This window comes from Bathymodiolus thermophilus thioautotrophic gill symbiont (genome assembly GCF_003711265.1).
Classification (GTDB): domain Bacteria; phylum Pseudomonadota; class Gammaproteobacteria; order PS1; family Pseudothioglobaceae; genus Thiodubiliella.
Genome location: NZ_CP024634.1, coordinates 488409 through 503050, shown reverse-complemented (window position 1 = coordinate 503050; position 14642 = coordinate 488409). Strand labels below are relative to the sequence as shown.

Sequence of the window (14642 nt, the reverse complement as noted above, 5' to 3'; positions counted from 1 at the left end):
TTAGTGAGGCCATTGCCAAAGGTACAGGTGATATTGTCATTAAAGAAAGTGGTGGCACTGTGTTTGAAACACTCAGTATTCTTGGGAATAATATTACCATTGGTGGTGTAGACAACCGTACTTTAACTATTAATCCAAGTGCTGATTTAGAGTCTAATAAGTCTTACTATATAGAGATTGCTGCTGGTGTGTTAACCGATGTTGCGGGAAATGATTTTGCAGGTATTAGTAATGCTACTGACTGGACTTTCAGTGCGGCGAGTTTAAGTACGACAGTTGTTTGGTCTGGTACTGATGTTGATGCTACTGATAGTTATATCAATGCTAATGAATTGGCGGCGGCTACCATTACAGGTAAGATTACAAATCAAAGTAATGCTAGCGATGTGTCTATTGCAGAGATTAAGTTTATTTCAGGTAATGGAGGTACGCAACATATTGTTAGTGATGCTTTAAAGAATGCAATAAGTATAGATACTGATGGCAATTGGACATTGGTTAATGACGCTAGCTGGACTTCTGCATTGGATGGTGATAAAGCATATATCGTGCAGGTTGCTTTATCAGGTACTTTGTTAGGCAATGCCATGAGTGGCTTAGGGCAAACCTCAAGCGTAACCATTGACAATACAATAATAGGTACACTAGCAGGTACACACACAGTTACCATTAGCAATGATGCAGGCATATTGGACAATGATCGCATTACTAATGATAGTGCGGTTAAAGTTAGTTTGACCCTGGAAAATGCGCTTACCTTGGCAAATGATGAAACGCTACAAGTTAGTGCTGATGGCACAAATTGGGTGGCAACCACCAACACCGATACCAACACTAATACCGCATGGGCAACTGCAGATGATGCTGTTACTTTGGCAACAGGAGCAAATACTTTAACTGCTCGGGTGATTGATACGGCAGGCAATGTTACGGCTCTTACCTTAAGTGATAATGATTACACCTTAGACACTGTTGGGTCTTCTGCAACTTTAAACACCACGGTTACAACTAAAAATACAGGTAATATATCTGTTCAAAGTTCTGAAACTGGCACGGCATATTTGGTTCACAGTTCAATCACGGTTGATGCAAACACTACTCAAGCTAACCTTGACGCCTTTGCATTGGCAGACAAGGTAAACAAAGTTACTATTGCAACTGTTGATACTGCAACTGATTTAGCGGCAACTGGTTTAGTTGATGGTGAATACAAAGTTTATACGGTTGATATTGCAGGCAATATTTCAACTGCTTCAACGGGTACAGTGACAATTGACACAACAAATCCAAGTGCGCCAATAGGTTTGAGTTTGGCTGATAGTAGTAACACAGGAAGTAACGATGATAATATTACTAGCCAAACCAGTGCTTTAACCCTTTCTGGAACTGCAGAAGCAAATGCCACAGTAGAGTTATTTAATGGTGCAACTTCATTAGGAACTCTGGTAGCCGATAGTGATGGTAACTTCTCCAAAGATGTAGATTTAAGTGCTGACACAACGCACAATATTACTGCAAAAGCAACGGATACGGCAGGTAATACCAGTGATGCTTCTGCTGTTTTGGCTATTACGGTTGATACGGTTGCCCCTACAATGACTACAAATACCACAGGACAAATAGCATCTAGTAGTGATCTGGTTGCTACATTTAGTGAGGCCATTGCTAAAGGTACAGGTGATATTGTCATTAAAGAAAGTGGTGGCACTGTGTTTGAAACACTCAGTATTCTTGGGAATAATATTACCATTGGTGGTGTAGACAACCGTACTTTAACTATTAATCCAAGTGCTGATTTAGAGTCTAATAAGTCTTACTACATAGAGATTGCTGCTGGTGTGTTAACCGATGTTGCAGGAAATGATTTTGCAGGCATTAGTAATGCTACTGACTGGACTTTCAGTGCGGCGAGTTTAAGTACGACAGTTGTTTGGTCTGGTACTGATGTTGATGCTACTGATAGTTATATCAATGCTAATGAATTGGCGGCTGCTACCATTACAGGTAAGATTACAAATCAAAGTAATGCTAGCGATGTGTCTATTACAGAGATTAAGTTTATTTCAGGTAATGGAGGTGCACAACATATTATTAGTGATGCTTTAAAGAATGCAATAAGCATAGACACTGATGGTAATTGGACATTGGTTAATGATGCTAGTTGGACTTCTGCATTGGATAGTGACAAAGCATATATCGTGCAAGTTACTTTATCAGGTACTTTGTTAGGCAATGCCATGAGTGGCTTAGGGCAAACCTCAAGCGTAACTATTGACAATACAATAACAGCGACACTAGCAGGCACACACACGGTTACCATTAGTAACGATACAGGTATATTGGACAATGACCGCATTACTAATGACAGTGCGGTCAAAGTTAGTTTAACTTTGGCTAGTGCACTCACTTTGAGTGCTGATGAGGCGCTACAAGTCAGTGCTGATGGCACAAATTGGGTGGCAACCACCAACACTGATACCAATACTAACACCGTATGGGCAACTGCAGATGATGCTGTTACTTTGGTAACAGGAGCAAATACTTTAACTGCTCGGGTGATTGATACGGCTGGCAATGTTACGGTTCTTGCCTTAAGTGACAATGATTACACCTTAGACACTGTTGGGTCTTCTGCAACTTTAAACACCACGGTTACAACTAAAAATACAGGTAATATATCTGTTCAGAGTTCTGAAACTGGAACGGCATACTTGGTTCACAGTTCAATAACAGTTGATGCAAACACTACTCAAGCTAACCTTGACGCCTTTGCATTGGCAGACAAGGTAAACAAAGTTACTATTGCAACTGTTGATACTGTAACTGATTTAGCGGCAACTGGTTTAGTTGATGGTGAATACAAAGTTTATACGGTTGATATTGCAGGCAATATTTCAACTGCTTCAACAGGTACAGTGACAATTGACACGACAAATCCAAGTGCGCCAACAGGTTTAAGTTTGGCTGATAGTAGTAACACAGGAAGTAACGATGATAATATTACTAGCCAAACCAGTGCTTTAACCCTTTCTGGAACTGCAGAAGCAAATGCCACAGTAGAGTTATTTAATGGTGCAACTTCATTAGGAACTGTGACGGCTGATAATGGTGGTAACTTCTCTAAAGATATAGATTTAAGTGCTGACACAACGCATAATATTACTGCAAAAGCAACGGATACGGCGGGCAATACCAGTGATGCTTCTGCTGTTTTGGCTATTACGGTTGATACGGTTGCCCCTACAATGACTACAAACACCACAGGGCAAATAGCATCCAGTAGTGATCTGGTTGCTACATTTAGTGAGGCCATTGCCAAAGGTACAGGTGATATTGTCATTAAAGAAAGTGGCGATGGCACTGTGTTTGAAACACTCAGTATTCTTGGGAATAATGTTACCATTGGTGGTGCAGACAACCGAACTTTAACTATTAATCCAAGTGCTGATTTAGAGCCTAACAAATCTTACTATATAGAGATTGCTGCTGGTGTGTTAACCGATGTTGCAGGAAATGATTTTGCAGGCATTAGTAATGCTACTGACTGGACTTTCAGTGCGGCGAGTTTAAGTACGACAGTTGTTTGGTCTGGTACTGATGTTGATGCTACTGATAGTTATATCAATGCTAATGAATTGGCGGCGGCTACTATCACAGGCAAGATTACAAATCAAAGTAATGCTAGCAATGTGTCTATTGCAGAGATTAAGTTTGTTTCAGACAATGGAGGCACTCAACATATTATTAGTGACGCTTTAAAGAATGCAATAAGCATAGATACTGATGGCAATTGGACATTGGTTAATGATGCTAGCTGGACTTCTGCATTGGATAGTGATAAAGCATATATCGTGCAAGTTACTTTATCAGGTACTTTGTTAGGCAATGCTATGAGTGGCTTAGGTCAAACCTCAAGCGTAACCATTGACAATACAATAACAGCGACACTAGCAGGTACACATACGGTTGCTATTAGCAATGATACAGGTATATTGGACAATGACCGTATTACTAATGACAGCGCAGTTAAGGTTAGTTTAACCTTAGCCAGTGCATTTACCTTGGCAAATGATGAAACACTACAAGTCAGTGCTGATGGTGCAAATTGGGTAGAGGCCACCAACACCGATACCAACACTAACACCGCATGGGCAACTGCAGATGATGCTGTTACTTTGGTAACAGGTGCAAATACTTTAACTGCTCGGGTGATTGATACGGCGGGTAATGTTACGGCTCTTGCCTTAAGTGACAATGATTACACCTTAGACACTGCTGGATCTTCTGCAACTTTAAACACCACAGTTGCAACTAAAAATACAGGTAATATATCTGTTCAAAGTTCTGAAACTGGCACGGCATATTTGGTTCACAGTTCAATAACAGTTAATGCAAATACTACTCAAGCTAACCTTGACGCCTTTGCATTGGCAGACAAAGTAAACAAAGTTACTATTGCAACTGTTGATACTGCAACTGATTTAGCGGCAACTGATTTAGTTGATGGTGAATACAAGGTTTATACGGTTGATATTGCAGGCAATATTTCAACTGCTTCTGCGGGTACAGTAACAATTGATACCACAGCACCAACAGCACCAACAGCCCTGAATTTAATAACAGCAAACGATACCGGCTCATCTGATAGCGACAACATCACCAACAAAACCACTCTGACCATTGAAGGCACCATACAAACAGGCACTACAAGTGTGGAGTTATTCAGTGGTAGCACCTCGTTAGGTACCGTTATCGTTGCTATGGGTGCGACTAGTTTTTCAAAAGAAATTACATTGACAGCTACTGCTCATGCTATCACCGCCAAAGCGAGTGATACCGCAGGCAATGTGAGTTTAGCCTCCAGTGCCTTAGCAATTACCGTTGATACCGCCACCCCCACAGTCAGCACCGTCGTCATCAGTGCAACAGATAGTTCAGATACTGCTAAGACCAGCACACTGGTAGCCGGTGATAAAATTGTTGTCACTGCTACTATGAGTGAAGCCATCTTGGTAACTGGTATGCCCACCTACACTATTAACATAGGTGGTGACAACAAAGTCGCTACTTATGTATCGGGTTCTAGCAGCGGCAATACCTTGGTATTCACTTACACAGTAGCAACAGGTGATACTACCGATGCAACAACAGGCATAACGGCTACTACAAATGCCTTATTACTAAACAGTGGCACCATAAAAGATATTGCAGACAATGCCGCAACAGTAACTACACCAGCAGAGAGTACGAATACAATAATAGTTGACGCCAAAGCACCAACTCTTGTGGAGGGTGCAGAGGCTTCTGGTTCATTATTTGGCAAAACCATTACTATTACCGAAGATGGTGGTTACAAAGATTTTAATGTTAACTTTACTGTTACCAATGCGAAAGAAGCCACTTTTAGCGTAACTGGCACTGATGCCAACAAAGTGACCATCAGCGACTCAACAGTGAGTTATAACGGCACTGCAGTAGGTGTAATAGTGAAAGCAATAACACCAGATTTTTCAGAAATAAGCGGACTAACTATAGATGGGAACACACTGACAAAAACAGGTACGAATGGTTGGAATGACGATGGTAATGGTTTTTCAGCCACTGGTATAAGTAATGATGGTTTTGTTTCTGCGCAGGCAGGTGAAATAGATGCACATTCTTACCGTATGTTTGGGCTGTCCGCTAATAACGATATAGTTAGTTATGAAGGGATTGATTATGCAATTTATATAGTTATCGATAGTATCCACATATATGAAAACGGATCTAAGAAAGGAGACTATGGTAGTTTCACTACCGACGATGTCTTTAGCGTTCAAAGGATAGGTGACACCATCAGTTATCTTAAAAACGGCGTTCAGTTTTATGAATCGTTGAACAAAACAACAGACACCTTATATTTTGATACTGCATTCTACACAGTGGGCTCATCGATTACCAATGTAAAAATGGGTTACGACGACATTGGCGACCTAGAAATCACCTTTAATGCCGATGCCACACAAGATGCTGTTAATGCTGTTACCAACGCCGTAACTTACACAGGATCTGCACAAACCGTTACCTTAAGCGTGACCGATGAGCAAGGCTTAAGCAATACTACGAGCAACCTAACGGTAGATACTCCAGATACTTTAGCGCCCACACTAAATGCATTAACTGCACCAACGGTTACCCTTGACGCAAATGGCGGCAACTCTATTGGCGATACCATTGTTTTAACCATTACTTTTGATGGTAATGTGAATGGCTTAACTTCTGGTGTAAACAGCACTGTCTTTACTGTTGCAAGTACAGGCGTGTCAGCAACTTGGTCTGGCACAAATGACACAGCCACGCGCACTTTGACTTACACTGTGGCTAGTGGCCAAAATGGTCAAGCTGCCATTAATGAGACTGCCTTAAAGGCGGCGTTAGTTGCAAGCATTAAAGATGCAGCAGACAATACATTTACTTATACCGTGAATGATGGTAGTATTGCTAATATTGATGGAATTGCATTGCCAGTGATTGATGCAATTTTGCCAACAATTACCTTAACCACCACAGGTCAAATAGCGTCAAGTAGTGATCTTGTTGCCACATTTAGTGAAGCCATTGCCAAAGGAACAGGTGATATCGTCATTAAAGAAAGTAGCGATGGTACTGTGTTTGAAACACTCAGTATTCTTGGGAATAACATTACCATTGGTGGTGTAGACAACCGTACTTTAACTATTAATCCAAGTGCTGATTTAGAGCCTAATAAGTCTTACTATATAGAGATTGCTACTGGTGTATTAACCGATGTTGCAGGAAATAATTTTGCAGGTATTAATAATGCTACTGATTGGACTTTCAGTGCGGCGAGTTTAAGTACGACAGTTGTTTGGTCTGGTATTGATGTTGATGCTACTGATAGTTATATCAATGCCAATGAATTGGCAGCGGCTACTATCACAGGTAAGATTACAAATCAAAGTAATGCTAGTGATGTGTCTATTGCAGAGATTAAGTTTATTTCAGGCAATGGGGGTGCACAACATATTGTTGGCGATGCTTTAAAGAATGCAATAAGCATAGATATTGATGGCAATTGGACATTGGTTAATGACGCTAGTTGGACTTCTGCATTGGATAGTGACAAAGCATATATCGTGCAGGTTACTTTATCAGGTACTTTGTTAGGCAATGCCATGAGTGGCTTAAGCCAAGCCTCAATCGTCACCATTGACGACACCATCACCGGCACACTAGCAGGCACGCATACAGTTACCATTAGTAATGATGCAGGCATATTGGACAATGATCGTATTACTAATGATAGTGCAGTCAAGGTTAGTTTGACCTTGGAAAATGCACTTACCTTGGCAAATGATGAAACATTACAAGTCAGTGCTGATGGCACAAATTGGGTGGCAACCACTAACACCGATACCAACACTAACACCGCATGGGCAACCGCAGATGATGCTGTTACCTTGGTAACAGGAGCAAATACTTTAACTGCTCGGGTGATTGATACGGCAGGCAATATTACGGCTCTTGCCTTAAGTAACAATGATTATATCCTAAACATTATAAAGCCAACTGTAACAGCCGTAGCAATTACAGCAAGTAAAAATCTGCTTATAATAGGTGATACGGTTACCGTTACATTGACAACAGATAAAGTCATATATGTTGCCAAAGGCAACGATGATGGCAATACCCCACAATATGAAATTATGATTGGCAATGTCACAAGGCAGGCTATCTATAAATCAGGCTCAGGTTCAACTTCTTTGGTATTTGAATACACCGTTATGCCGGGTGATAACGACACAACAGGAGGCATTACTGCTAGTGCGAACAAACTAACTGCAAATGGAACCAGTACTTTGGAAGATATTGCTGGTAATAATATTAACCCAAATGCCGTTGCGGCTGCCAGTGTCAATACACTGATTGTTGATGCCATTGCCCCAATACCAACTATTACCATGAGTGATACTGCATTAGCAACAGGTGAAACCGCAACGGTAACATTTGCCTTTAATAAAGTAATTAAAGTCGAACAAGCTATTGTTAGCATTGTTAATACAACCAACTTAAACACTTGGAGCAATACTGGTAAAGCAAGTGATGTGGTTATTGCTGGTTTTGATAGTTTTGTAAATCTAAACGGCAATGTTTACAATGACAGTCACAATATTATTAAATCCACAACATTAGCCAATACCTGGATTATTGGCGATGTGACGGGTGGAACAGCTCGCTACCTTGTGCTTACTTTAACAGACAAAAGTGGTGGTGGCATTGAATACCAAGAGAATTTTATATACAAAACGAATGTCAGCGAAAACGATATTGCCTTACTAGCAACAGCCTCTTCAAGTTTTTCAGGCTGGACGAATGGAGATAACTACTATAAACTTGTAGGCCTTAATGTCAGTACTTTTGATATTTCCAACATCACTTCTTCTAATGGTACCATTACTAACTTAACGGTTGATAGCGCCCATCAAGTCTATACTGCCACCTTCACCCCAAAAGCAAATATAGAAGACACTACTAATGTCATCACTGTTGACGCTAACTGGACGGATACTGTGGGCAATGCTCCTACAGACAACGCAAGTTCCGAAAATTATCGCATTGACAATGTAATAACAAGTGCACCAGCAGGCCCACACACTGTAACCATTAGTAATGACACGGGTATACTGGAAGATGATCGTGTTACTAATAATAACTTAGTCAAGGTTAGTTTGACCTTAGCCAATGCACTCATCTTAGCCACTGATGAGATACTACAAGTCAGCGCTAATGGTACAACTTGGGTAACAACCACAAATATCAACACTAACACTAACACAGCATGGGAAACCGCAGACGATGCCGTTACCTTGGTAACAGGAGTAATCACCACCTTAACTGCTCGGGTGACTGATACAGCAGGTAATGTTACTACCCTCGCCTTGAATGACAATAGTTACACTTTAGACATTGTAAAACCAACTGTAACAGCTGTAACAATTACTGCAAATAACAATCTTCTTGTAATAGGTGATACAGTTACCGTTACCCTGACAACAGATGAAATAATAAATGTTACTAAAGGTGATGATGCCAATACTCCGCAATATGAAATTATGATTGGTGATGTCGCAAGGCAAGCTGTCTATAAATCAGGTTCAGGTTCAACTTCTTTGGTATTTGAATACACCATTATTCCGGGTGAGGCTGATGCAACAGGGGGCATTACTTCCAACATAAACAAACTAACTGTAAATGGAACCAGCACCTTGAAAGATGCTGCTGGTAATGACATTGACCTTAATGTTGTCGCTGCAAGCGTTAATACACTGGTTGTTAATGCCATTGCCCCAGTGTCAACCATTACTATAAATGACACTGAATTAATGGCAGGTGAAACCACAACAGTAACATTTACCTTTGATAAAGCAGTCAAAGCCGAACAGGCTATTGATAGCATCATTAACACAAGTGGCTTAAGAACTTGGAGCAACACTGGCAAAGCAAGTGATGTGGTTATTGCTGGTTTTGATAGTTTTGTAAATCTAAACGGCAATATTTACGATGATAGCCACAATATTATTAAATCCACAACATTAGCCAATACCTGGATTATTGGTGATATGACGGGTGGAACAGCTCGCTACCTTGTGCTTACTTTAACAGACAAAGAAGGGGGCGGCATTGAATACCAAGAGAGGTTTATATACAAAACAGGCGCCAGCGAAAACGATATTGCCTTACTGGCAACCGCCTCAAGTTTTTCAGGATGGACGAGTGGAGATAGTTACTATAAACTTATAGGCCTTAATGTTAGTACTTTTGATATTGCCGATATCACTGCCCCTAATGGTACTATCACCAACTTAACGGTTGACAGCACTCATAAAGTTTATACCTCTACCTTTACTCCAGCAGCAAACACAGAAGATACCACTAATGTCATCACTATTAACACCAACTGGACAGATACTATAGGCAATATCCCTGCAGGAATTACAAGTTCTAACAATTACTTCATTGACAGCAAAAAACCAAACGCCCCAATAGGTTTGAGCTTGGCTGATGAAGACAACACAGGGAGTAACAGCGATAATATCACTAGTCAAACCAATGGTTTAAGTATTTCTGGAACAACAGAAGAGGATGTCACAGTAGAATTATTTAATGGTTCACTGTCATTAGGAACAAAAAATACTGATGAAGATGGCAACTTTACCATAGATATAAATTTATCAGCTGGCTCAGTACACAATATTACCGCAATCGCAACTGATATAGCTGGCAATGTGAGTGATATTTCTACCACTTTGGCTATTACAGTAGATACAAGCATGCCTACAATCATCTTAAAAACCATAGGTGGAATATCTCCAGATAGTAACCTTATGGCAACCTTCGACGAAGGCATTGCTAAAGGAACGGGCAATATTGTCATTAAAGAGAGTGTGAGTGGTGTTGTATTTGAAACGCTGGATATTCTCTCTAACAACATAACCATTAGTGGTGCAAACAACCAAACCTTAGTCATAAACCCAAGCGCCGATTTAGAGTATGACAAATCTTACTATATAGAGATTCCCTCTGGTGCATTAACAGATCTTGCAGGTAATATTTTTGCAGGTATTAATAATGTTAGTAATTGGACATTTAACATTGTCAATTTGAGCACAACAGTTGCTTGGTCTGGTAACAATGTTAATGCCACTGATGGTTATATTAATGCAAACGAATTATCTGCTGCCGTCATCACAGGTACCGTGGGAAATCTAAGTAATGTTAGTGAAGTATCTGTTTTGGAAATCAAGTTCTTTTCAATAAATGGTGGTGCCAAACATATTGTTAGCAGTGCTTTAGTTAATGCAATAAATGTAGATGCTAATGGTCATTGGACATTGGCAAATGACAATAGTTGGACTTCTGTGCTAGATAGCGACAAAGAATATATCGTGGAAGTTAAGTTATCAGGCACCTTCTCAGGCAACATAGTGAGCAGTTTAAGCCAATCCTCGGGCGTAATAATTGACAACACAATAGTGTCCACACTAGCAGGCACACACACTGTGGCTATTAGTGATGATGCGGGCATACTGGACAATGATCGTATTACTAATAATAGTGTCGTCAAGGTTAGTTTAACCTTAGCTAATGAACTCATCTTAGCCACTGATGAAATACTACAAGTCAGCGCCGATGGTGTAACTTGGGTAAGAGCCGAAAATACAGACAGCACTCACACAGCATGGGCAACCGCAAATGGTGCTGTCACCTTAGTAACAGAAGCAGATACCACCTTAACTGCTCGGGTAATTGATATGTCAGGCAATATTGTTGCCCTCACCTTAAGCGATAATAGTTATATTGTCGACACTACAAATCCAACTGTAACAGCTGTAACAATTACCGCAAAAAACAATTTCCTTAAAAGGAATGATGCGGTTACCGTTACACTAACAACAGATAAAATAGTCAATGTTACTAAAGGTGACGATGCCAATACCCCGCAATATGAAATTATGATTGGTGATGTCGCAAGGCAAGCTATCTATAAATCAGGTTCAGGTTCAACTTCTTTGGTATTTGAATACATTGTTACTTTGGGTGAGACCGATACAACAGAAGGTATTACCGCTAGCGCAAACAAACTAACTGCAAATGGAACCAGTACCTTGAAAGATATTGCTGGTAACAACCTTGACCTTGACGCCGTTGCCGCTGCAAGTGTTAATACGCTGACTGTTGATGCCGTGGCTCCAGTGCCAACTATTACCATGAGTGATACCGCATTAATCACAGGTGAAACCACAACAGTAACCTTTACCTTTAGTAAAGCAGTTTCAGTTGAGAAAAACATAGGCAATATGACCATGTCCACTCTAAGTCACTGGAGTGACGATGGCAAAGCAAATAATGTGGTTATTACTGGCCTAGATAGTTTTAAAAATTCAAGTAGCGGATCCCCTTATGGCACTGATGATGTTATTAAATCCACAGCAATAGCCAATACCTGGATTATCGGCGCTGTAGACTCTATTTTAGCTCGCTATCTTGTGGTTAGTTTATTTGACAAAGCCAGTGGTGATGGTGTTGATTACATAGCAAACTCTATTTTTAGTAGGGCTTCTGATGGAGCTGCACACTTAAGCCGTATTTCTTCACTAGCAAGCACCTCAAATTTTATCAATGCAGGTTGGGGCAGTGGAAATACTTACTATACTGTCTCAGGTATTGGATCCAAGATTCTAGGTACTGATATTTTTGACGAATCTGATATTACCTCTCCTAATGGTACTATCACTGATTTAACAGCCAATGCTTCTAATACAGTCTATACCGCCACCTTCACGCCAACAGAAGATATAACGGACAGCAGCAATATGATTCATATTGGTACTGATTGGACAGATTCAATAGGTAACGCAGCCACAGGACCCACAAAATCTAGCAACTATACAATAGATACTCTAATTCCAGTTATAGAAAGCGTTACCTTGAGTGCTACTGACAGTAATTCAATTGTAAAAACAAGTGCATTGTCGGTAAACGATTATATTGTTGTAACAATTGCTATAAATAAAGATGTTATTGTAACTTTACCAGTATCAACATCAACCATAACTTACGCCATTAATGTTAATGGTCAAAATAAAATTGCCACTTATACAGGAACCAATGACTCAAATTCCTTAATTTTTAAGTATCAAATTGAAGAAAACTTTGAAGTAGAGGGTGATGTTGAAGCATTTGACGATCAGATAGTATTGGTAAATGGTGCTACCATTAAAGACGCCAGCGAACAAGTTCTTAATTTAAATACAAAAGCCATTGTTTCTAATGCTCGCTATATTTTATTAAAGCAAGACAATTTTACCAATCCACAGCAAGTCTATATTGGTGAAGTTGAAGTATGGGTTGACGATATCAATGTTGCTCTAGGAAAAGCAGTAACTGTCGGGGGTGGTGTAATTCCTTGGCTTAATTGGCCTGCAAATGCAATTGTTGATGGCGTAAGTACTACTGGCATGAAAAGCCAAAATACCGCAGAAACACAAAATGGCTGGGTGAAAATTGACTTGGGTCAAGAATATGATATTGACAGCATTAGAGTGGAATCTGCTGTGGATACTTACGACAATACGAATAATTTAGTTGTACTTACCTCAAGAAATGACATTGGTGGCGATTTAACAATTGATCAGCTTAAAAATGATGTTAATATCGCTTATATTGGTAAAACCAGTAACATGACTAGCACCAATCGTGAAAACAATTTTTCAACATCTGGTGGCATTACCAATCCTGTTCATGTCACGATAGACACCAAGGATCCAACCATAGACAGTGTTATTATTAACGGCAAAAAACGCGGTGATGGGCAGCTCTTTACTGGTTCTGGCGTCACCACTGATCCAAATTTCGTTTTCAATGAAACCAAAAGTATCTTGAGAGTCAGAGATGAAATTATTGTCAAAGTAACGATGAGTGAAGTGGTTCACTTGACAACAACAGATGCTTCAAACCCAGCAACTTACACCATTAAGATTGATGGTGTGGATAAAGTTGCTACTTATGTAAGTGGCTCTGATTCCAACACTTTGATCTTTAGTTATGCAGTTGAAGATAATATTAATACGACAAATATCACATCACCCATCAATGCATTATCACTAGGTGCTGACACGCTTAAAGATGCTATTGGCAACAATACCGACTTAACCATATCGGCACCTAATATTACTGTTACGGATATCACAATAGACAACACACCCTCAGTAATAAATGCAGAAGCAACAAAAATTTTAGATTCAGCTGACGGTATTAAAGTGAAAAGCAGTGAGAATGGAACGGCTTATTTAATTCAATATCAAATATCTACTTTTGTTAGCTCTGGCTCTGTTTTAACCTACAAACAAAAGCTTGATCAAGTGGTGACTACTACTGACCCTGATGGCATTCCTTATGGTGTTAAGATAGATGTTTTGGCCGATACCTTTGCAGATTTATCAATTAGCCAATTAAAAACAGGTGAGCGTTATAAGCTGCTTTTCCTTGATGAGGCGGGTAATTTCGTAGGTAGTGAGGTTGACGATCTCCTTATAATCATTGGTGGCAATACCTTGTCACACGACATAGGTAATATTAACTATGGCTCATTAGCATCGACATATCAAAATGATGCAGAGGTAAGTAACTTCATAGGTGGCACAGGTGCAGATACCATAACAGGTAATGCAGACATAGATACCATTGCAGGTGGTGCAGGTGCAGATGTGATAACAGGTGGTGCAGGTGCAGATATCTTTAACTATAATGTTGTTGCAGACAGCACTAAAGATAACGCTGATACCATTACTGATTTTGAAGTTGCAATAGATAAATTAAATCTTAAAGATATAATAACAACTGGTACCAATGGTAATATTACAGATGCCGCCAGTTTGGCTAAATATATCTATGCTGAAGCTGATGCTGATGTTGACACTAATGTTAAACTCTACATTAAGAGTGATGGTGTTAGCACTGGTACTGTCAGTGATTCTGATGCAGATATGCTGATTAATCTCACTGTAGTTGATGCCACGGCTCAAAGTGCGCTTGTGGCGGCGCTTGTTGATAGTAACCTAGGTGAATATATCTTATCGTAG

General features: G+C 40.0%; 1 protein-coding gene (only partly in view). It reads left to right on the top strand.

Going from position 1 to position 14642, the window contains the following annotated elements; genetic code table 11:
* Positions 1 to 14642, top strand: partial view of an Ig-like domain-containing protein gene (locus MS2017_RS01760; protein WP_122951064.1) — the 3' portion only. 20101 nt of this gene lie to the left of the window's left edge; 14642 of the gene's 34743 nt are visible here — the last part of the coding sequence; its start codon lies off the left edge, out of view; its stop codon occupies positions 14640 to 14642.